The organism is Xenorhabdus santafensis (assembly GCF_033949405.1).
Classification (GTDB): Bacteria; Pseudomonadota; Gammaproteobacteria; order Enterobacterales; family Enterobacteriaceae; genus Xenorhabdus; species Xenorhabdus santafensis.
Window position 1 is genome coordinate 157,568 of the sequence record NZ_VCDN01000019.1, and the last position, 23,017, is coordinate 180,584.

Below are 23,017 nucleotides of genomic sequence, written 5' to 3' on the forward strand. Positions count from 1 at the left end.
TAAACGGCGCATTATTTGGTTTTTAAAATGAAATATATCTATATGTAATGGTTGGCAACTGAATAAATAAACTAATATTAATCGAGGTTGTTTTGTTTTACCCAAATTCCTTGGCTAAGTTTTTAATATTTAAAATGGTTTATAAACTCAAAAGGTAACTGCTGATGGTGATGAAAAAAGCGTTTCTGGCAACATTGGTTGTATCAGGTTTTATGTATGTCTCTCTCGCTTATGCAGATTCTCATACTGTTGCCGTTGGATATGCTCAAAGTAAAGTGCAAAACTTTAAAAATATTCGCGGTGTGAATCTCCATTATCGCTATGAATGGGACTCCCCTGTCAGCATCATTGGTTCATTTACGTATATGAAAGGCAGTGAGAACCACAGTGGCAAGCGTAAATATGAGGCGATCGAAGGGGCATATTATTCCGCCAGAGGGCACCTTGATGGGAAATATTATTCATTGATGGCTGGCCCTGCTTACCGCATTAATGATTATGTCAGCATATATGGTCTAATAGGGTTTGCCCATACAAAAATAGATGCAGATATTAAGGACATGTTTACAAATAAACACGGCCCAATAAAATCTCGTCACGTGAAGGTAGATAAAAAATCAACCGATTTTGCTTACGGTGCTGGCGTAGAAGTGAACCCAATGCCGAACCTGAGTGTATATGCTGGCTATGAAGGTTCATCAGCAAAATTAGTTGACAATGGCAGCCATAGCATCAATGGCTTCAATATTGGGTTAGGCTATCGTTTTTAATTAATGGTTTTTTAAGTGACTATTTATAAAATGACGATTCTGATGTATTGAATTATATATTGATGAAATAATTTTTTATTTTTATTGAAACATTACCTTAATATAAAAAAGGTGCTCTCCCACTTTGGAGCACCTGATTTTTTATACCAGACTTCCCTTTGCCAAAATAAATAGGTTGTCATTTTCACTCCCGTTATAATTCATTGAATTATTCATTGCGTTGAGCTATTTATTGGATAATCATTTCACGATTCGGATAACTTCCCATTCCCTTCCAAATATTCATGACATATCTGCACTTAATGGATCTTTTCTGCATATAGCGGCTAATTGAATTTATTTATTTTACGTAATGATGATCCCCTAAAAATCATTGATTAAATAAATAAAGGTGATCACTCATGAAAGGCTTAAATAATAAAGTTGCCATTATCACTGGTGGTGCCACCAAAATTGGGGCTGCTGTTGCCAGAGTATTGAGTGAATATGGAATCAAAGTCGCGATTTTCGATATTGATCAGGAAGGAGGGCGTAAAGCTGCCAGTCAAAAACCGGAATCCATTCGGTTTTGGCATGTTGATATTACAGACGACAAACAGCTTTCTGAGGGAATCCATGAAGTGGTTGCGTATTATGACAGCCTGAATTTCCTCATTAATCTCGCCGCAACCTATCTGGATGATGGTGCTGATTCCAACCGAGAAGATTGGTTGACTGCTTTGAATATCAATGTGGTCAGTGCGATCAAGGCAGCTCAGTTTGTACGCCCTTATTTCGTGGCCGCAGGTGGCGGCGCCATCGTTAATTTCAGCAGTATTTCATCTTCAGTTGCCCAAACGGGACGCTGGTTATATCCCGCGTCAAAAGCCACTTTATTGCAAGTTACCCGCAGTATGGCAATGGATTACGCCCCTGATCATATCCGCGTTAATTCCGTTTCACCCGGCTGGACTTGGTCACGAGTCATGGATGAGCTGACTCAGGGAAATCGCCAGAAAACTGACGAGGTCGCCGCCGATTATCACTTGCTTGGCCGCGTGGGTGATCCAGAAGAGATTGCGCAAGTGGTGGCTTTTCTGCTGTCAGATTTGGCGAGTTTTGTGACTGGTGCTGATTATGCCGTTGATGGCGGCTATTCGACGATGGGGCCGGAGCAGGCAAAACCAGCCATTCCACGCTTGGCGGAGCCTTTTATTTCACCAGAATCGAATCCACCGGAACCCGCGCAACAAAATGCGCCATCAACGTCTGTGCAACAACAGTAAGTATGCCCGAAAAGGGGATAACGCAAGCGTTTCGATTCCACAGCCCAGAATAAAATGAAAGAGGAAAATATTATGCGTCGTATAGCTATCGTGGGAGGTGGTCAAGCCGGACTGCCTCTGGCCCTTGGGCTGCTGGACAAGGGCTATCAGGTAACAGTCGTCACCAATCGCACTCCTGATGATGTTCGCAATGGTCGGGTGATGTCGAGTCAGTGTATGTTTGATTCTTCTTTGCAATTTGAACGTGATTTAGGATTGAACCAGTGGGAGGCGGAATGTCCGCCCGTTGAAGGCATTGGTTTCACGGTTCCTCATCCTGAAATGCCCGGTGATAAGCTGATTGCATGGAGTGCCAGACTTGATAAGTATGCGCAAGCCGTTGATCAACGAATCAAGATGCCAATCTGGATGGAGCAATTCGCGGCCCGTGGCGGCAATCTGGAGATCCGCGATGTCGGGGTCACGGAGCTGGAAGAGCTGGCCGCTAACCATGAGCTGGTTATTTTGGCGGGAGGCAAGGGTGAAATCGTGAAATTGCTGGAGCGCGATGCATCCCGTTCTCCCTATGACAAGCCTCAACGGGCATTGGCTCTGACTTATGTGAATGGCATGCTGCCGACACCCGACTATTCCCGTGTGTCTTTTAATCTGATCCCCGGAGTAGGGGAATACTTCGTGTTTCCGGCTCTGACCCTCAATGGCCCCTGCGACATTATGGTATTTGAAGGCATTCCGGGGGGAGCTATGGATGGCTGGCGAGAGGCAAGAACACCGCCGGAACATCTGGCCTATAGCAAGCACATCCTTGAGACTTTCCTGCCGTGGGAAGCTGAACGTTGTAAAAATGTAGAGCTGACCGATGCAAATGGCATTCTGGCCGGGTGTTTTGCGCCAGTGGTACGCAAACCCGTACTGACTTTGCCATCGGGCCGGCAGGTATTTGGTTTGGGGGATGCGGTAGTGACCAATGATCCCCTGACCGGGCAAGGTTCCAACAATGCCACCAAAGCCTGCAAAGTATACTATGAAGCGATCATTGCCCGTGGCGACAGACCTTTTACGGCCGAATGGATGAACGATACCTTCGAACAATTTTGGCAATATGGTCATTGTGTCGTGGAATGGACGAACAATCTGCTTGCCCCGCCAGAACCGCACATCCTCCATTTATTGGGAGCCGCCCAACACTTACCTGCACTTGCAAGTACTATCGCCAATGCCTTCAATCATCCCCCTGTCTTGTTTCCATGGTGGAAAGAGAGTCATGCCTGTGAGGAATTCATCCATTCATTGGCATGCTCACTGACACATTCACAGACAGTTGAAAAAGTCAGAGCGTAGAGGTGTTGCTATGAGTATCAATATATTGAACAGCCAGATGCCTGGGTTTGATTGCGAATGGGGAATCACTGGGTTTGAGTCGAGGACGCTGCGGGCAATCTTGGGGAATTACCCGACCGGTGTTGCCGTGGTTGCCACCCGTACTCTCGATGGGCGCAATGTAGGGCTGACGATCAATTCATTCGCTTCGCTTTCTCTGGAACCACCGTTGATCCTCTGGAGTTTGGTTAACCACTCGCCAAACCTGAAAGTATTTCGCGATTGTGAATATTTCACGGTCAGTATTCTGGGGTGTGAACATCAGGAGTTGGCACTGCGCTTTGCGAATCCAAGGGTAGAAAATAAATTTCAGGATATTGAGGTACAGGAGACGCCGGAAGGGATCCCCTCAATCGGAGGCGCAATAGCGACGCTGGTTTGTACTAACCATCAGCAAACGCATGTGGGGGATCACTTACTGATGATTGGGCAAGTAAGGCGGGTTGCCAGCATTGAAGGCAGGCCACTGGTTTTTCATGGCGGTATGTTCACTGGGCTGCATGATATGCGCGGAATATAAAGCCATTCTGCTGCTTTTAGTCTGCCTATTCATAGGGTTGGAACACACTCAGGAGAATACTCATGAAAAATCCATTAAATGCGCTGGTTTGTGCGCTGAATCAGGGAAGTGTGAAGATTGTCGATCTTACCCAGACATTAACCCCGGATTTTCCGGCCCTGCAATTGCCTGAGCAATTTGGGCAAGTCTGGGCATTCAAAATGGAGCGCATTTCCCACTATGACGAGAATGGGCCGGGCTGGTACTGGAACAATTTTAGTTGTGGTGAACATACCGGCACGCATTTTGATGCCCCGGTTCATTGGATAAGCGGCAAAGATCACCCGGATAACAGTGTCGATACCATTCCCCTGCATAACTTTGTGGCTCCTGCGGTGGTGGTGGATGCCAGCCAACAGGTGGCACAGGATCCGGACTGGCTTCTGACCGTTGAATTTTTGCAGGGGTGGGAAGCGCGATATGGGCGCATTCCCGCAGGCGCGTGGGTGCTGTTCAGAACAGATTGGTCGAAGCGGGCAGAAGATCCGGTTCGCTTCCTCAATATGCAAGACGGTAGTGCGCATACCCCCGGCCCCACTCAGGAAGCCGTAGAGTGGCTTATCCATGAGCGCGATATCCGGGGATTCGGGGTAGAAACCATCAATACTGATGCAGGCCAATCCTACGCATGGCCATTGGCTTATCCTTGCCATACCTTAATGCACGGAGAGAATAAATATGGCCTGCAATGCCTGAAAAACCTCGATCAACTGCCGCCCATCGGAACGGTGCTCATTGCGGCTCCCTTGAAAATCGGAGGTGGTTCAGGCAGTCCACTGCGTGTTCTGGCGCTGGTCGATCCATTGTCAGGAGTGGCGGCATAATGACCGGATCGCAACCACACATCATCATCGTCGGCAGTGGCATCAACTCGTTGGTTTGTGCTGCACTGTTGGCAATGTGGGGAAAATCTGTGCTGGTACTTGAGCGGAATGCCATATTGGGCGGCTGTATCCGTACAGAAGAACTTTTTCCCGGTTACACCCACGATGTGCTTTCTTGCTGGTATCCGCTGTTTTTGAGCAGCCCGGCTTACCAGATATTGAAACCGGCTTTGGAAAAAGTGGGTTTGGCGTTCGTGCAAAGTGATTATTCAACCGGGCTGATACAACCAAACGGCAAAGGGATTGCCTTAACGCGGGATATTGCCAGTTCCGGCTTGCGGCTGGATAACATTGCCTTGGGGGATGGCGCAGCATTGCAGCGCATGGCGCAACAAGTTTTCCAAGATGATGCCGCACTGACTTTTGGTTTGCTGGGGCAAAATCCATATGGATTGGGAATGTTCAAATTGCTCTTTTCTGAATGGCGAAAGCGGGGCCTTGATGGATTGGCTGAATTTTCAGGTCATTCGCTGGAAACGTTCCGGCGCTGGTCTGAACGTGAATTACAGTCTGATTTCAGTCGTGCGTTGATAGCACCGTGGGTACTGCATACCGGATTGGGGCCTGATGATGCCAGCTCCGCCCTGATAGGCAAACTGACCTTCGCTGCTGTGGTTGCCGGGGGGATGCCGGTCGTGAAAGGCGGCAGTTCCCGAATTGTAGAAGCCCTCAGCACCATTATCGAGCAACATGGCGGTCAACTTATCACCAATGCCAAGGTGGATCGGATCATCACACAAGGGAAAGGAAAAAGCCGCCGAGCTTCCGGCGTTGTGGTGGCAGGGAAGGTTTATCACGCCAGCGAGGCGGTGGTTTGCAATGTGACCCCCCAACAATTGTATGGGCAGTTGCTGGATGACCAGCCTGATGCCGTCCTGCAACGTGCGCGAAGTTATCGTTATGGACGTGGCGGAATGCAAATCCACTTTGCTTTAAGCACGCCGCCTGCATGGCGTGAACCGGAACTGCTCCATGTGCCACTGATCCACTTAACTGAAAGCATGGAACAAGTCTGCCTATCGGTAACACAGGCCAACAATGGTTATTTGCCGAGTCACCCGACACTGGCCATAGGGCAACCCACGGCAGTTGATCCCTCCCGAGCCCCAGAAGGGGGGTGGATCTTGTGGATCCAAATGCAGGAATTGCCCACTCATGTAAAAGGGGATGCCTTGGGAGAAATCTCAATACCTTCAGACGGGAAATGGAACGCGGCTCTTAGGGAGGCCGTTGCGGATCGTGTACAGGAGCGTCTTGAAACCGTGATCCCCGGTTTTTCATCTTCCATTGTCGGGCGTAAATCCTATTCCCCGGCGGATTTGCAGGCATTGAATTGTAACTTGGTCGGAGGCGATCCCTACTCAGGTATTTGCTCACCTGACCAATTTTTCTGGTTGCGCCCCTTTGCCTCCTTGCAAAGGGCAAAAGCGCATCAAACCTCAGTCAGCAATGTATTTCACATTGGGGCTTCAACGCATCCCGGCCCCGGATTAGGCGGAACTTCCGGCTATCTTGTCGCCCGTCAACTTGCGCGACGTTAATCGACATTAGCCAGACATTTCACAGTTTATTTATTACGTATACACCACATGGATTTCAAATTACATCGCGGTGGCAAGGGGCGCATCCCCAAAAGCGAGCGCAGCCAACAAAGAGGCGGTTTGAAATACGAAGTGTATTCTCCTATTGAGAGGAAAAGTGCATGGCAACAAAATTCAGACAGTTTTTTTATGCAATCACGTTATCGCTGTTGAGCACTTCTGCAATGGCGACAGAAAATGGGGGTGTCGGTCTCTATCCCGATGGCTTGGATAACTATTTGTCAGGCGCACTGCCACCACCGGGATTCCATACGGCATTTTATGCCGGCAATATTCACTATACCGAATTGCGGGGAAATCATGGTGCCCTGCTTCCGGTTCCCGGTTTTAAGGCTAACGTGAATTTCCTTGCCCCAAGGGCGCTTTGGGTGACTGAAAAACAGATTTTAGGGGGACAACTGGCTTTCCATATGGTCATGCCTTTATTGGATGTGACCCTCAAGGGAAATGGTCAATCCAGTAACAACAAGGGGATAGGGGATGTCACGGTTGGCTCTGTCTTGGGTTATCACCCGCAGCCTGATTTAGACTATGTTATTGGTTTAGATACCTACGCGCCAACAGGCCGCTACAATCGTCAAGATCCGGCCAGCGTAGGAAAAAATCATTGGGGGCTGCAACCGGCGATGGCGGTGAGTTATTCCCCTGCCTATGGCATCAATGCCGATCTTAAAGTGATGTATGACATCAATTTTAAAAACAAAGCGACCAACACGACCTCTGGTCAGGCAATTCATGCGGATTACGCATTGGGGTGGGGAGTTGGCAACGGTCTGGTTCTGGGAGTTGGTGGCTATGTTTTCCAGCAGATTACCAATGATCACGGGCCAAATTCAGCACAGGGCAAAGAAAGTGGATTCGGTTTAGGCCCTTCCGTTCGCTATGCCAATAATAAAGGCTGGTTACTGACGTTGAAATGGCAAAAGGATATTGTTGCCAATAACCGTCCGGCAGGATCGCAGGTTTTTTTGAAAGCGGTGGTGCCATTTTGATATTGCATTGTGGATTCAAATACTAAGTACTGCATAGACATAGATGAAAAATAGATAAGAACATGATTAATAAACTAAAAAACGCTGCTGAGTAATATGGCAGCGTTTTTATTTGACATCGTGAATACTCATATGGAGGGATGCAGAAGATAATCGACATGGAAAGGGATTAATTTCAAAACTGTGATTGTAACCAAATAAACTATCACTTATGTAAGTTATGTTACTTTTTCCTTACGATGAATATAACTTTAGTTTGTAAGTTAAGGAGAAAAATGATGGGAAGGTCTTTTCATGATTTTTATCAGCAAATGGATCACTATGGTGATCGTCCTAGGCCTGCTGACTATAGTAATTATACTCCCCAGAATCATACTTCTGCGGCGGAAGTAATGCTCGGCTCACACCCATTCAGTCTTAGCTATTTTATTGATCATTCAGGTGGTAAGGCAAATGTGCTAGTTCTCACCTCTGTACTGGGTTGTCATGATTTACTGGATGCAAGTATAACTCCCTGGATGTTTTACTCAAATGTCAGGGAAATAATATTGCATGAAGGTCTTTGGATTACACCTGATCCAGAGTTAACGCAGAATAATCAAGGGATGAACATGGATAACAAGCTCGATGCTGTTTTTGTGGCTGTGTCTTTTATAGCCTCCGCAGATCGTGCTCATTTTGCAGATGCATATACTGTCTGCATATATAACCATTTTCGCCAATATCTGCAATATCTAGCTGATAAATTAACTGTGCCTGTTTGTGCCCCTCAAGGTGAAATTCGTAACCGGTACCATGTAACGAATAGAGGGACTGATTTCTTTTGCGTCAGGGATTATCAGCTAAATCAATTGGATGTGTTTTATCCTCATGAAGGAGCCCATCCTGCAACAAATGATTTTTTCTGGAGATAAACAGCGAGCTGTAACCTGTTTTGATGATAATAAATTAACCACGTTTTAAACTTTCACTCGGTGTTTCACCATAGCGAGCTTTATATTCTGCGCTGAATCGTCCCATATGGGCGAACCCCCAACGCAGGGCAACACCGGTAACGCTGGTAGCCTCTCCTGTCAGCAGTTCTGTGCGGACATGTTCCATGCGCAGATCGCGTAGATACTGCATCGGACTGATATTCAGAAACTCTTTGAAACCTGAATAAAGGCTACGCAGACTAACTCCCGCAACTTGGGCGAGTTGCTCGACCGTAATGGGTTCGTGGGCATGTGCCTGCAAATATTCCTGCACTCGCCGTACATGCCGTGGGCGAATAGCGCAGCGGCGGTTAGCCGCTTCAACGTAATTGTGCTGGTGTGTGGACAGCAGGGTGACGGAAAGCAATTGTTCCATCTGATTGGTGATCATCCTGTATTGCAGGATATCAGGCACCTGAGTTGCGCACTCCAACAAATAAAGCATCAAACACCGCCATGCCTGACAATGCCGCCATGCAAACCCCAACTCAAATACCAAGGGCTGATCCAGCGGATGCCCAATCTGCCCGATTAACGTTCTTTCCAGCAAAGAGCGCGAAATTCTGACCATGAACTGATCATTATCCGCATGCCAGTGCATGGAAGTCTGTTGATTGGGGCTCAATACTGATGCCATATCCGGAGTCGAATTAAGTTGTTGGTGACCGCTTTCAATGCAAGCGCGGCCCGCCAACGGCATCTGAACGAGAAAAAAGTCACCTAATTCCCCCGGATCGATGTTCACATTGGCGCCGTAACGCAAGCGGCTCATGGAAAAACTCCCCAGCGGAATATAGTGCATTCGGGCATCCAGCTTTTGATTGTTGCCCAATATATTGAGTTGATGAGGTTGCATCACCCGTCCAACCATCGATTTAATTTCATCAAGATCATTGGATGCAAAAAGCAAATGTTCTGGTGAACTGAGATGAGACTCAATTTTTGGCACGGCATATTTGGGATCCGCGCATTTCGAATCAGAAGATTTGGGTTCTGAATAGAGAGGCCAAGTACTGTTGTTCACCATGTCAGATGCCTCCATCAAATAAATATGAATAAATAAAAAAGTGCAGTTAACGTTATCTCGTTGTCTATTCACAGTATCCATATTTTTTTTAAATGCTTTCTAAATAGTTTTTCACAATTATTATCATCGTATATTTATTATAAATAGAGGGAACTATGGAGGGCGAATACATTGAGATTATCTGTCTTACGAAGCATTGCATTGTTAATAAAAGCTGTTTTCTCACATGATATTGAATTTATTTATTATTAGAGAAATTAGCCATGAATGTACTGCGTGTGTTTTTAAACAATCAATAGACAATAGATAAAAAATACATAGACTCTTTGTGGTTAACATATGTTGAATTCAATTATAAAAATGTCGCCATAATTCATTCAAAAACCATACTAAACTTATACCAACCGGAAATAATATTTTGGTCAATTTAATCGAAATAAAGCTATATCAGGAGTTATAAAACATAATGACAAGTGACTTTTGGAAAATACGCTATGGTGAATCGATATATATACTGTCGTCACGCATTTTTATTTCTATTATGACACTTTACCTTCTGCATAACGACAATGTCTGGTTATCGTCCTGTTTTCTTGCCATCTATTTCTTATCAAAAAGTGTATTCGGTTTTTTTCTCGCACATAAGTTTGAACAATTCGGCAAAAAACGGCTGCTTATCCAATTAATATTATTATTTATCTGTATGTTGCTGGCAACGATGCTCCTCAAATCCATGCCGGTGAGCTTGCTGGCACTGATGCCCATAGCTGTTGGGGTGGGCTTTGTCGAGGCATTTTTTGCACCTATTGTGAATGCTTTTATCCCGACGATAGTGGATAACAACTTTATCATTGAAGCATTCAGAAAGACTTTTCTGATTCAAGCCTCAAATAATTTATTTGGGATTGCTATTGGCATGGGAGCATATCAATTAGCCGGGTTTGATAATATGATATGGGCTATTATTTTCCTATCATTAATTTCTTTGGTTATTCTTAATTCCATAAACTGTAAAGGTATTCCCGCTTCTTCAAATTCATCGCTTACCAGTAATAACATGAAAAACGCAATGGCGATATTTATTGGCTATCGCTTCGAGCCTTGGTGGGCTTTTTCTTCAATGGTAGTCAACATGTTTCTGGTTTCATTTTCGTCATTTATCATTCCTTACTTTATAACAAAAGTTGTTGGCGGGGAGCCTGTCACGATTGGGTTAATTGAAGGGTGTGCGGCGGGCGGTGCTATTTTCTCATCCTGTTATTTGCAAAAGAAAATCGAACCCATTATCGGCAAATCTCGCAGTGTGATTCTTTCTTTTTTCACTATAGGAGCCTGTTTCTTATTATTTTCGTTCACTAATCATATTGGTGTTTGGAGTGTGTTGGCATTTATTATCGGTATAGCCATAGTGATGAACAATGTCAGTATTGAATCAAGCCGCTCTATTGCAATCCCTGAAAGAAATCGCGTGAAAGTTCAAACTATTCATAATGCATTTATTGGGATTGGTAATCCACTTGGCTTATTGTTGACACCGTTTATAATATCCAATTATGGCTATGTATCTGCATTAATAGTTTCAGCATCAGCGATTATCATTATTTCTATTTTTATTCGTTTTATTCCTCTTTTTTATGAGCTGCTTGCTCACAAGCAAGAAGATATTGCTGATTTATATGAGAGAGAATATGGCGGTTTGTGAATTGGGTGATTGATGAATTGGTGATCACTGATATCACGTTATTGGATTCAATATCCCGGCTCTCTGGCCGGGATATTGGTTCAGCAATAAAACGGCGTCCTTTTCGTACTAAACGTTAAATATTCAGAAACTGGCATTGATACCCAGAGTGAAATAATATTTAGGGTCTTGCGAACGGCCTTCATTGCGGGTGGCGGAAGCAAAACCACGCACATTACCGACCAGATTAGCGTTTGCGCCTATAGTATATTCGCGCCAGTTTCTTTTCTGTTGGTCACTCTCCATCACAAAGGACGTTCTGGTGGATTTAATGGCACTGCGCAGTGTGTAACGGTTATCCCCGAATTGGTGATTGAACTTGATAGAGGCATAAGGATTGAAACGGCCTAATTGGGTATCGACACGTAAGCCTAATGTAGCGACTTTAGACGTGTACTTCTGGTCACCGAAACGCATGGAAGTACTGTTTTGGGTGGATTCCCGATAGCCATCTATATCCCCTTTATCCCAAGCGAACTGGAAAATTGGGCTGGTGCTGATGGCGTTGGTCACAGGAATATCCCAACCGGCGGAAAGACGGCCACCCCACTGGTTACCTTTGGTTGCGCCTGTTTCTCTGCGGGTCGCCATACCCAGTTGGATGCTGCGGGTCAGATCATCATATTTCGTACGTGCATAATGGAAATCGGCGTTCAGCCATGCGTTGTCAAAGGCATTCCATAAGGCATAGCCAGTGACGACGTGAGCCGTTCCATTATAGTTGAAATCGGAGGTAGACGAGCGATCGAATTTGTCATTGGAATACAGCGCGCCCAGCAAAAAGTTTTCGGCCAATTGATAATCGCCACCCAGCGTAAAGGAGTTATGGCGGTTGCCGGTATAAGCACCGAAGACGCCAATTTTCCCTTGTTCATTACCGCCTTTGCGCAGCTGTTGTAAATGCGCATCAAGGGAATGACGGGTGTTATTGACGGCCAAGCGGTTGACCTGATTCAAGGTCATGACCTGTATTGGCGCGATGTAGGAGGATTTCAGAGATTGGCCCATGATCTTGTGTGCCAACGGCGATGGATGGAAACCATCAGAGAAAATAAATTGTTTGCTGCCATCAAAATCTTTAGGGCCGAGCTTGCCGCTGCCTTTCGGTTCGGAAGAACATTGATTGGCAGCGACCCCCAAGCCACAGGCATAACCGAGGTTATTGCCGAAGCCATAAATCAATGGATTAGCGATGGCCTCACGCAGCAGTCCATCAAAATCAACACGTAAGATATTCCCGTTGATATTGTCGTCTACTCGCTTGTTATAAGCCTCAGTCAAGGCTGTCGCCACAGCACTGGCTTTGGCATAGCCTTCGGCGAGCTCTTTCTCAATGGTTTTGGGATCCAAGTTAATATCTTTAAGACTTTTCCCAGTCATGTCTTGAACTTTTTTTCCAGCCTGTTGGCCGAGTTCCTCAAATACTTTTTGGAGGGCTAATTGACGGGCTTCTTCGTTAGGGATAGTTGCCTTATTAATCTTTAAGTGGACTAATCCTAAAATGTTTTCTATTTGTTCTTTTGTTTTAGCTTGGATAATAGCTTCTGCTAAGGGACGGAAAAATGGGGGTATTTTCTCCATTTCGGTATTCATAATGGTATTGACTTTCATTTCTATGCCGGCTTTCAACACCATTTCCAACAATATTGGCGTTGCACCCACATCAGGAATGGTAGGGGCAATAACTAAATTTTTGCTGTTTGATGTCAATGCGTTGATTTGTGTTACAGCCGCGTCTGCACTTTCTTTGATCAACGAATCGGGATTAAAGGCGGAGAAGTCTTTGAGGTTAAACAGCATCTCCTGATTCATCACCAATGCGGCTTTGATATCATTTCCGCCTATGTAATGAACATAAATTCTGTTTGGGGTGGTTCTATTTCTCTGACAATTTATGAGTTGATTTGCTGTCGTGTTGTTGGGGTTGCTGAGGTTAAATTTTTCGATAGCGGTTGCGCCTCCCACGGCATAGTTGGTGCCACCTAATAAGGAAGGTGTTGATTTGCGGCCGGCAAATTCTTCATGCCAAAGCATTGATGTGTTCCCATCCGTGGTGTAACTCGCCTGGAGTTCTTTTGCCGCTGCCTCTGCAGCTGCCTCTGCCTCTGCTTCTGCTTCTGCCTCTGTCTTTCCCTCTGCCTTTGCCTTTGCCTTTGCCTCTGCCTTTGCCTTTGCTATTACTATTGCTTTGACATTTCCTGTATCACTTAAGCTATCCCCAATGATACATAAATCTTCATCGATAAAAGCTTGGGAAAGGGGACTGATTAAAATAGCCAGCAACGCAGGTGTGAATAAAAATGCCTTTTTCATTTAGCATTCTCCTTAAGGATCTTTTTTTATTTATCAGCACATCGCTTATTAAGGGCAAAATAGAGGTGATGCCTCTCAATGGATTTGCTGATGCTTTTAATTAACGGATACTTTTAATTAACCATTTGGTAACAAAATGGCTTCGTGTAAGTATGGTTGCTTATTGTGGATGTTCCATTTCGAGCTGAATTTAATGAAAAAAATGTGAAGTTGCGCTTATATTTCGAACAGTGAGGTGATTGTGTTTATGTTAATAAAATGTGTTGTTGTTTGAATTAGAGAGCCACCGCTTAAGAATAGGTATATTTATTTCGAATAATCCTATCTCCCGCCTGTTTTTACTGATTATTTGTCCGCTTGCTGCACGCTTTATCCAACCACTGCATAAATGACAATTGCATGACGAATCATGCATTGACCGTTAATCCATCTCTGAATTACATAGACTCTGAATGACATAAAAGCGTAATTAAAGGCGAAACACTGGCAGGCAAAAATAATTAAAAAACCTGAAACGAATACAGGCGAATCTTATTAACGGATACCACGAGGTGAGCATGGCAGAGCGATCATTTGTCGAAGAAGTAAAAAAATTGCGTCTGGGTCAGGGCGACGTTTTCAGTGGTGAAGGCATACTTGCCGTGACAAAAGCACTTCTGGAGTCAGGGGTTGCGTATGTGGCCGGTTATCAGGGCGCGCCGATTTCACATTTGATAGATGTGCTGGCAGATGCACAAGATATTTTGTCCGAATATGGTGTTCGTTTTGAAAACAGTGCCAGTGAAGCGACTGCCGCTGCAACACTCGCCGCATCCGTTAATTATCCCTTGCGTGGTGCCGTCACCTTCAAGGCCACGGTTGGCACCAATGTTGCCTCGGATGCGCTGGCTAATCTCGCGTCGGGTGGCGTACTTGGCGGCGCGTTGATTATCGTCGGGGAAGATTATGGTGAAGGTTCTTCGATCATGCAGGAACGCAGCCATGCTTTTGCGATGAAATCCCAGATTTGGCTGCTCGATCCGCGCCCCAATTTACCTTCAATTGTTCAGGCAGTGAAAATGGGGTTTGAGCTTTCGGAAGCCAGCCACACGCCGGTTATGTTGCAGATGCGCATTCGTGCCTGCCACGTACATGGCCGATTTGTCTGTGCGCAGAACCGTACCTCATCGTTTTTTATCAAAGATGCGTTGGAACACCCAGTGCGCGATCTGAACCGGATTGTTCTGCCTCCCGCCAGCTTTCTGCATGAGAAAGAAAAAGTTGAGCAACGCTGGCCTGCTGCGGTGAGTTTTATCCGGCAACACAGTCTAAATGAGTTTTTTTCTGAACGGGCGGATGATGTAGGGCTTGCGCTGCAAGGCGGATGCTATAACACCGTCATTCGAGCCTTGAATTTGCTTGGATTGGCCGATGTTTTCGGAAACAGCCAGATCCCGCTATATGTGATGAATGTCGCTTATCCGCTGATCGACGAAGAGTTTGACCGCTTTTGTCATGGCAAGCAGGCCATTTTAGTGTTGGAAGAGGGCCAGCCCAATTTTGTGGAGCAGAATGTTGCCAATATCCTGCATCAACGTGGCATTACCACCCGTTTACACGGCAAAGATCTGCTGCCAATGGCAGGAGAATACAACACCGCCACCGTGCTGGCGGGGCTTCGGGCTTTTCTTGAACGTTATGGCAAGATTAAGGCTGAAGTCACGGCAGCGGCTTGTCAGGTACGCATTCCCGCGATCACTTTGCCCGTCGGGGAACAACGCGCCAATTTTGTGCCGGAAGATTCGCTGCTGAAAGCGGTTCATGCCCGCCCACCCGGATTTTGTACAGGATGCCCGGAGCGCCCGATCTTTACAGCCATGAAATTGGTCGAGCGGGAATTGGGGCCGCACCATGTCAGTGCCGACATTGGTTGCCATCTGTTTGCCATTTTGCCGCCATTCAATTTTGGCAATACCACGATGGGATATGGATTGGGCGCTGCCGGCTCGGCGGCACTGAATACGCCGGACACGAACAAGCGGGCGGTATCAGTTATGGGAGACGGCGGATTTTGGCACAACGGGCTGACAAGCGGCGTTGCCAATAGCGTCTTTAATCGTAGCGATAACCTGACGATCATCGTCGACAACAGCTACACCTCGGCAACAGGCGGGCAGGATATCCCATCCTCAACCGCCCTGAACCGGAGCCGTAGTACGGGGCATGCCATCGAGAAAGCCGTAAAAGGCGTTGGCGTGAAATGGGTACGGACAGTCGAACGTACTTATGATCTGAAAACAATGATCCATACCTTGCGGGAAGCCCTGACCAGCAGCGAAAAAGGGCCAAAAATTGTGATCGCGCAGAGCGAATGCATGCTGAACAAACAGCGCCGTGAAAAGAGGCAGAACAATAAAGCGCTGGCAGAGGGAAAGAGGATCGTCCGTGAGCGTTTTGGCATTGATCCTGAAACGTGTACCGGAGATCACTCTTGTATTCGCTTATCCGGCTGTCCCTCTTTGTCAATCAGGCCCAATCCGGATCCATTGCGTACAGATCCGATAGCAACAGTATTAAATAGCTGCGTGGGCTGTGGGTTATGCGGGGAAATTTCCCATGCCGCAGTACTGTGCCCCTCTTTTTTCAAGACAAGAATTATTGCCAATCCCACTCGTTGGGAGCGATTCATGCATCGTGTCCGCAAAAAAGTGATCGGCTATTTGCAACGCCGTGATACCAAACGCCGCGAACGGTACGATTTTTAAGGGAGGTACGCTTGATTAAATCACCCAATACAAGCCCGTTCGTTCAATCGACGGAACAGGCGGTCATGCAATCGCACACACAGCCGATCAAAATTGCCATCTTGGCGATGGGAGGAGAAGGTGGCGGCGTATTGGCTGACTGGATTGTCAATTTAGGCGAAGAGCACGGTTATTTTGCCCAAACGACCTCAGTGCCTGGTGTCGCGCAAAGAACGGGAGCAACTGTTTATTATGTGGAATTGTTCCCCGGTGCCGATAACCCGGAGATACCTGCGCCCGTGCTGGCTTTGATGCCGACTGCCGGTGATGTGGATATTGTGCTGGCTTCTGAATTGATGGAAGCCGGGCGTGCGGTTCAGCGTGGCCTTGTGACCCCTGATCGCACCACACTGATCACTTCAACTCATCGCGTATTTTCAATAAAAGAAAAATCAGCGATGGGAGACGGGCGCGTAGATAGCAATGTGCTGATCCAGCAATCCCATCAGGCCGCCCGACGCTTTGTCCATTTTGATATGGCGTCAGTGGCGGAAAAAAGTGGCAGTGTGATCAGTGCCGTGCTGTTTGGCGCACTTTGCGGTACTGGCACCCTGCCATTCAATCGTGCCCAGTTTGAAGAAACCATTATCAAAGGCGGAGTAGGAATAAAACCCAGTTTGATCGCCTTTGGATTAGGACTGGGGCGGGTGCAATCAGAAAATGGCATCGCAACACCAACTTCCGTATTTCACACCTTCGATATAGATGAGGATATTCAGGAAGAAATCGCGACTTCTCGTTACAGGGACAGTGGTTTTGATCATGATGATCAGAGTGAAGTAAAAAGTCTTTTGCAGCATATCCAACAGAAGATGCCACCTTACCTTCATGGAATTGCCCGAAAAGGGATCAAACGTTTAATTGATTATCAGGACCCGGCTTATGCCCAGTTGTACCTTGAGCGATTGCAGGAACTGATAGATAGAGCAGAAAAGGGCAGTCACAAAAACAGTCACAAAAACAATCACAATAAAAAATTACTCTATGAAACTGCCCGACACTTGGCGCTGTGGATGACATATGAAGACATTATCCGAGTGGCAGATTTGAAAATCCGCGCCAGCCGGTTTGAACGGGTCTACAAAGATGTGGGTGCCAGAAATGATCAACTCATTGAGATCAAAGAATTCCTACATCCCAGGATCGAGGAAATATGTGACACCTTGCCAGCCAGTATTGCCCGCTGGTTGTCTCATTCTCATTTCGTTAAGCGAATATTGGAAAAATGGCTAAGTCGTGGACGGGTGATCAGCACGAGTTCAATCAGCGGTTATTTATTGCTGTATACGCTGGCGAGTGGGCGGCGGATACGTCGGCGCACTTTACGCTTCCAACAGGAAACGGAGCGGATTGAAAAATGGTTGCAGCGGATTGGGACGGCAGCAACACATGAGCCGGCACTGGCGCTGGAAATTGTCCATTGCCAGCGTTTGATCAAGGGATATGGGGATACCTATACCCGTGGGATGAATAATTTCCAAACCTTGATGAAAATTATTGATCGCCATTTTCCCCACTTGTCTCCAGCCAGCCTGAGACTGCTCAGGGAAGCGGCTTTGGCTGATGAACATGGTGAGCAATTGCGCGCGTGCCAGCGGCATCTCTCGTTATATTGACGCGCCAATGAGATTGAATCATCAACCTAGTGAACAAACACCAGCATAAATAACCGACTCACTACAGGGGCGGTCTGTCCATAAAGCAGAATTAGGGGGAGTTTGCAGTGAGCCTGCTGAAATTTGTATTACCTCATAAAATTCGATTTTCTGAATGTGATCCCGCGGGGATTGTTTTCTATCCGCAATATTTCGTGATGTTCAACAATCTGCTGGAAACGTGGTTCGATGAATTGACCTCAATGGGATATGCCAATTACATCTCTAAACATCGTTTTGGGTTGCCGACAGTGCATCTGGAAGCCGAGTTTAAAGCCGTCAGCAGGATAGGGGATGAAGTTAATCTGGAATTGTCGGTTGAGCGGGTTGGCAGAAAGTCTTTGAAACTGCTCCAGCGCTGCATCAGCAAGAATGGGGAACTCAGGATGAGGGCAGTGCAGACTTATGTGACTACTTCATTGGATACGCATCGGGCAATTCCTATCCCTGACGAGCTTTACTATGCGTTAACAAGACAAATGCCCTGACAAAGACACGCATCTTCATTGATTCTATTCATTGATTTTAATGCCAATCGCATTATTACGAGCCAGACATTGTGTGGCAGGAGAAGAAGTATGAACCCAAAAAGTATGAATATTGTATGTGTTGGCGGTGGGCCGGCTGGTTTGTATTTCGGCCTGTTGATGAAATTGCAGGACCCTGACAACCGCGTTGTCGTGATTGAGCGAAATCGCCCGTATGACACCTTTGGTTGGGGCGTGGTGTTTTCGGATGCCACGCTGGAAAACCTGCATGCGGCAGATCCCGTATCCGCGCGAACGATTGGAGAGGAATTCAGCCATTGGGATGATATCGACATTCATTTCAGAGGCACGGTCAATCGCAGTGGCGGTCACGGGTTTATTGGAATTGGCCGTAAAAAGTTGCTGAATATTCTGCAAGATCGTTGTCAGGAAGTGGGGGTGGAACTGATATTTGAAACCCAAGTTGATGATGAACAAGAGATCGCCCGTCAATATCATGCAGATTTACTGATTGCTGCCGACGGGATCAACAGCCAGATCCGCACCCGCCATGTCGATGCATTTAAGCCCGATATTGACCAACGCCATTGCCGTTTTGTCTGGTTGGGAACCCATAAAGTATTTGATGCTTTTACCTTTCTGTTTGTAGAAACAGAACATGGCTGGTTTCAGGTTCATGCCTACCAATTTCAAGAAGGGCTATCGACTTTTATTGTCGAAACCACAGAAGAGACATGGCTGGCGGCGGGGATCGACAAAATGTCACAGGAAGAGGGCATTGCTTACTGTGAAAAATTGTTTGCACCGTGGCTGGATGGGCACAAGCTGATTTCCAATGCCACCCATCTGCGCGGCGCTGCAATCTGGATCCGTTTTCCCCGGGTAATCTGTGCAAATTGGGTGCATTGGATCAACCCAGAGGCAGAAAACAGTAAATTGCTGCCCATTGTGTTAATGGGGGATGCTGCCCATACCGCCCATTTTTCCATTGGCTCCGGTACAAAACTGGCATTGGAAGATGCCATTGAACTCGCCAACAGCCTGAAAGTTCATCAAGGCGATCTACAGGCAGGCTTAACCCATTATCAAGCCGTGCGCAGCGTTGAAGTGCTGAAAATCCAGAATGCAGCGCGTAATTCAACGGAATGGTTTGAAAACGTGATGCGTTATGAAAACTTTTCACCGGAGCAATTTGCCTATTCGCTCCTGACGCGCTCGCAGCGCATTTCACACGAAAACCTGCGGCTGAGGGATAAAACATGGCTGGAAAATTACGAAAATTGGTTTACTCAACAGGCCGGTGATTCTTCTGCATTCGTCCCGCCTTTACTGACGCCTTATAAGGCACGGAACGTTATTTTGAAGAACCGCGTCGTTGTATCCCCGACGCTCCTGTATAGCGCAAAAGATGGCGTGCCCGGAGCATTCCATCAGGTTTATCTGGGCAGCCGGGCACAGGGCGGAGCGGGTTTGGTGATTGCCGAAATGACAGCAATTTCACCGCAGGCACGCGTTACACCAGCTTGCACGGGTCTGTGGAATGATAAACAAGTGCAGGCGTGGAAGGTCATCACTGATTTTGTCCATCAACACACCCATGCGCAGATAGGCATTCAGTTGGGGCACGCAGGAAGCCGGGGATCAACCCAGCGGGGATGGGAACAACCGGATCATCCGCTGGCTGAGGGAAACTGGCCTTTGATTTCCGCGTCAGCAGCGCCTTATCGCCCGGGGATTTCACAAGTGCCGGAGGCGATGACCCAAGCACAAATGAGCGAAGTGATTGATCAGTTTGTGTCTGCAACACGACGTGCCATTGAGGCGGGTTTCGATTGGCTGGAAATTCAGGCTGCCCACGGTTACTTGCTCTCCAGTTTTATTTCGCCGCTGACTAACCAACGTACTGATGAATACGGCGGTTCACTGGAAAATCGTCTGCGCTTTCCGCTGGCGGTCTTTAAAGCGGTACGAGATGTGTGGCCCGCTGGTTTGCCGATATCGGTGCGGATCTCTGCCACGGATTGGCTTGACGGGGGAACTACAGTGGATGAGGCGGTGGCTATCGCCCGATATTTCCATGATGCAGGGGTGGATATCATCGATTGCTCTACAGGTGAAGTGTCCACAAAACAGCAACCCATTTACGGGCGAATGTACCAAACCCCGATGGCTGATCGCATTCGCAATGAAGGCAGAGTGCCTGTTATTGCCGTTGGCGCCATTACAGACGCTGACCAAATCAACAGCATTATTGCGTCAGGCCGTGCCGATCTCTGTGCCTTGTCACGCCCATTCTTATCTGATGCGGCCTGGTTATTGCACGAGTGTGCCAGATACGGTTGGGGGCATATTCAGTGGCCTGCACCTTATCTCTACGGCAAAGAGCAACTGGAACGCCAAATGGCTCAGAAATATACCCAATAGGTTTCAAATTGCTGCCAGCAAAGCGGCAGATTGAGAAATGACGGGTATGCATTCCAACATGAAAGCGCAGGAGATATTTATGTCTCAAGAAGAAAGAAATCTGGCTCATGATTTATACAAGGAAGATATTCTCGGTCGAGCCAATGTATCCGACTCCCCTGAATTACTGGCTTATTACCAGGAATTGGAAAAATACAAAACAGGGGCACTGTGGACAATCGCCAATAAGATTGAACCTTGGCAGCCGCAGTCCAACTCAGTACCCGTACTTTGGCGCTATAGCGATTTACGGGAGCACGTCATTAAATCTGCTGATTTGGTGACACCAGAGCAAGCAGGGCGCCGGGTGGTTTATCTGAACAATTCAGGGGGAAAGGATATGTCCACCGCCGTAGGATTGCTCTATTCAGGCCTCCAGACCATGCGACCCGGTGAATCGGCTTCAGCCCATGCCCACTCCTCCTCAGCCCTGCGTTTTATCATGGAAGGGCGCGGAGCTTACACCATCGTTGATGGGCAAAAAATGTTGCTGGAGGAGAATGATTTCGTACTGACGCCCAATGGCACTTGGCATGAACATGGCGTTGAGCCTGATGGTTCGCAGTGTATCTGGCAGGATGGGCTGGATATGCCGTTGGTCAATACATTGGAAGCCAGTTTTTATAAAGTGCATCCAGAATTGCGTCAGGCTGTCACTGAGCCCGTGGATTCCAGTATTGCCTTATGGGGAGCACCGGCTTTGCGCCCGCAAAATATCGGTTGGGACAAGCCTTACTCACCGCTGCTCAGATATCAATGGGAGCCGACTTATGAAGCCTTGCAGCGCTATGCCAGCATTGCGGAAGGTTCTCCATTTGACGATATTCTGATGTATTACACCAACCCGCTGACTGGCGGGCATGTCATGCCAACCCTTGGTGCCAGCATGCAATTATTGCGGCCTGGTTTTGTCGGCAAGGCACATCGTCATACCGGTAGTTTCATCTATCAGGTCGCCAAAGGGCAGGGGTATTCAATCATCAATGGTGAGCGGTTTGACTGGCAGAAGCGTGATATTTTCTGCGTTCCCTCTTGGGCGTTCCATGAACACGTAAATACCTCACAAACTGAGGATGCCTGCCTGTTTTGCTTCAATGACTTGCCGGTCATTCAGGCATTGCAGTTGTATTACGAAGAAGCCCTGCGCGATAACGATGGGCATCAACAAGTGGGAGGACAAAAATGCGCCTAGTTACTTACCGTTCAGAAATAACCGCCGCAGCACGGTTGGGGGCGATTGTGAATCACCATGTGGTGGATCTGGCAAAGCTGGCTACCTACATTGAGGAAGAATTACCGGACAATATGCTGGATTTCATCAATCTGGGGCCACAGGTCGTGAGCGACATAAGCGATTTGCTGGACTCTTTCAAAGAACAATGGCCGCCGGGCGTGGCATTGCTGGTGCCGAATGTGAAAATTCTGGCTCCCATTCCTCGGCCACGGAAAAACATTTTTGGCATTGGCCTGAACTATGTTGAACATGTGGCTGAATCCAGCCGGGCTTTGGATACAGCGAAAGATCTGCCAAAGGAGCCGGTCATTTTCTCCAAACCACCGACGACCGTGATTGGCCCCGGCGATGCCATTGAGCATAACAGCGAAATCACGCAACAACTGGATTGGGAAGTTGAGCTGGCGGTGATCATGGGAACACGAGCCAAAGGGGTATCGGAAGAAGATGCGCTGAAATATGTTTTTGGCTATAGCCTGCTTATTGATATGAGCGCCCGTGATTGCCGCCGTGCCGGACAGTGGATTTATTCCAAGGGGCAAGATACTTACGCGCCTTTCGGCCCTTGCATTGTCACGGCTGATGAAATCCCCGATCCCCAAGATCTTGCCTTGAGCCTGAAAGTCAACGGCGTCACCAAACAGGAGTCCAACACCCGTTATATGCTGTTTAAGGTCAATACCCTGATTGCAGATATCAGTAAGGGAATAACTCTGGAGCCGGGCGATATCATCGCCACAGGAACACCGGAAGGTGTGGGAGCAGGCCGCTCGCCACAAGAGTGGCTCTGGCCGGGGGACATCATCGAAGCGCACCTTGAAAAAATTGGTGATTTACGGCATCCCATCGTCGCTGTGTAGCGCCATTAAAAAAACAGGAGCCTGATTG

General features: G+C 47.2%; 18 protein-coding genes. 16 read left to right on the forward strand and 2 right to left on the reverse strand.

Translation table 11 applies throughout. The features are described from left to right. The first annotated feature begins 170 nt into the window (after positions 1–170). The 8 genes from FE392_RS06220 (at position 171) to FE392_RS06255 (ending at position 8,365) form a co-directional block, all read left to right on the forward strand. On the forward strand, positions 171–770 hold the full coding sequence (locus tag FE392_RS06220) for an Ail/Lom family outer membrane beta-barrel protein (RefSeq protein ID WP_319929425.1): 600 nt from the start codon (positions 171–173) through the stop codon (positions 768–770). A gap of 401 nt (positions 771–1,171) precedes the next feature. Continuing rightward, positions 1,172–2,035, forward strand: a complete 864-nt coding sequence (locus FE392_RS06225; RefSeq protein WP_319929356.1) for an SDR family oxidoreductase — start codon at positions 1,172–1,174, stop codon at positions 2,033–2,035. Between the two features lie 72 nt (positions 2,036–2,107). Then, positions 2,108–3,376, forward strand: a complete 1,269-nt coding sequence (locus FE392_RS06230; protein WP_319929357.1) for a styrene monooxygenase/indole monooxygenase family protein — start codon at positions 2,108–2,110, stop codon at positions 3,374–3,376. A 10-nt stretch (positions 3,377–3,386) separates the two neighbouring features. After that, complete coding sequence (locus tag FE392_RS06235; RefSeq protein ID WP_319929358.1) at positions 3,387–3,935, forward strand: flavin reductase family protein; 549 nt, start codon at positions 3,387–3,389, stop codon at positions 3,933–3,935. Between the two features lie 62 nt (positions 3,936–3,997). Beyond that, positions 3,998–4,798: a cyclase family protein gene (locus tag FE392_RS06240; protein ID WP_319929359.1), complete on the forward strand. Its 801-nt coding sequence runs from the start codon at positions 3,998–4,000 to the stop codon at positions 4,796–4,798. Then, entirely contained in the window at positions 4,798–6,399 is a 1,602-nt protein-coding gene (locus FE392_RS06245; protein ID WP_319929360.1) for a phytoene desaturase family protein, read from the forward strand. The genes FE392_RS06240 and FE392_RS06245 overlap by 1 nt, the downstream gene beginning before the upstream one ends. Before the next feature lie 161 nt (positions 6,400–6,560). Next, positions 6,561–7,451 carry a SphA family protein gene (locus FE392_RS06250; RefSeq protein ID WP_319929361.1) on the forward strand — a complete coding sequence of 297 codons (891 nt, stop codon included), beginning with the start codon at positions 6,561–6,563 and terminating at the stop codon, positions 7,449–7,451. 275 nt (positions 7,452–7,726) lie between these two features. Beyond that, complete coding sequence (locus tag FE392_RS06255; RefSeq protein WP_319929362.1) at positions 7,727–8,365, forward strand: hypothetical protein; 639 nt, start codon at positions 7,727–7,729, stop codon at positions 8,363–8,365. 34 nt (positions 8,366–8,399) lie between these two features. Here FE392_RS06255 and FE392_RS06260 read toward each other — a convergent pair whose 3' ends face one another. Beyond that, the gene (locus tag FE392_RS06260) at positions 8,400–9,452 is read right to left on the reverse strand and encodes an AraC family transcriptional regulator (protein ID WP_319929363.1); all 1,053 of its coding nucleotides are present in this window, start codon (positions 9,450–9,452) and stop codon (positions 8,400–8,402) included. Positions 9,453–10,170: 718 nt separating this feature from the next. Here FE392_RS06260 and FE392_RS06265 point away from each other — a divergent pair. Beyond that, positions 10,171–11,154 carry an MFS transporter gene (locus FE392_RS06265; RefSeq protein WP_319929364.1) on the forward strand — a complete coding sequence of 328 codons (984 nt, stop codon included), beginning with the start codon at positions 10,171–10,173 and terminating at the stop codon, positions 11,152–11,154. Continuing rightward, the gene (locus tag FE392_RS06270) at positions 11,151–11,273 is read left to right on the forward strand and encodes a hypothetical protein (RefSeq protein WP_319929365.1); all 123 of its coding nucleotides are present in this window, start codon (positions 11,151–11,153) and stop codon (positions 11,271–11,273) included. Before FE392_RS06265 ends, FE392_RS06270 begins: the two co-directional genes overlap by 4 nt. A 4-nt stretch (positions 11,274–11,277) precedes the next feature. Here the strand turns inward: FE392_RS06270 and FE392_RS06275 are convergent, their stop codons facing one another. Then, positions 11,278–13,506 carry an autotransporter domain-containing protein gene (locus FE392_RS06275; RefSeq protein ID WP_319929366.1) on the reverse strand — a complete coding sequence of 743 codons (2,229 nt, stop codon included), beginning with the start codon at positions 13,504–13,506 and terminating at the stop codon, positions 11,278–11,280. A 557-nt stretch (positions 13,507–14,063) separates the two neighbouring features. On the opposite strand from FE392_RS06275, the gene FE392_RS06280 reads away from it, so the two are divergent. The 6 genes from FE392_RS06280 (at position 14,064) to FE392_RS06305 (ending at position 22,989) form a co-directional block, all read left to right on the forward strand. Next, positions 14,064–16,250 (forward strand): thiamine pyrophosphate-dependent enzyme, encoded by a 2,187-nt coding sequence (locus tag FE392_RS06280; RefSeq protein WP_319929367.1) that lies wholly within the window; start codon positions 14,064–14,066, stop codon positions 16,248–16,250. An 11-nt stretch (positions 16,251–16,261) separates the two neighbouring features. Beyond that, positions 16,262–17,905 carry an indolepyruvate oxidoreductase subunit beta family protein gene (locus tag FE392_RS06285; protein ID WP_319929368.1) on the forward strand — a complete coding sequence of 548 codons (1,644 nt, stop codon included), beginning with the start codon at positions 16,262–16,264 and terminating at the stop codon, positions 17,903–17,905. 107 nt (positions 17,906–18,012) lie between these two features. Next, a complete protein-coding gene (locus FE392_RS06290; RefSeq protein ID WP_319929369.1) occupies positions 18,013–18,432 on the forward strand; it encodes an acyl-CoA thioesterase in 420 nt (139 codons plus the stop codon). Between the two features lie 90 nt (positions 18,433–18,522). After that, complete coding sequence (locus tag FE392_RS06295; protein ID WP_319929370.1) at positions 18,523–20,856, forward strand: bifunctional salicylyl-CoA 5-hydroxylase/oxidoreductase; 2,334 nt, start codon at positions 18,523–18,525, stop codon at positions 20,854–20,856. Between the two features lie 79 nt (positions 20,857–20,935). After that, the gene (locus FE392_RS06300; RefSeq protein WP_319929371.1) at positions 20,936–22,087 is read left to right on the forward strand and encodes a cupin domain-containing protein; all 1,152 of its coding nucleotides are present in this window, start codon (positions 20,936–20,938) and stop codon (positions 22,085–22,087) included. Further along, positions 22,078–22,989, forward strand: a complete 912-nt coding sequence (locus FE392_RS06305; RefSeq protein WP_319929372.1) for a fumarylacetoacetate hydrolase family protein — start codon at positions 22,078–22,080, stop codon at positions 22,987–22,989. Before FE392_RS06300 ends, FE392_RS06305 begins: the two co-directional genes overlap by 10 nt. Positions 22,990–23,017: the final 28 nt, after the last annotated feature.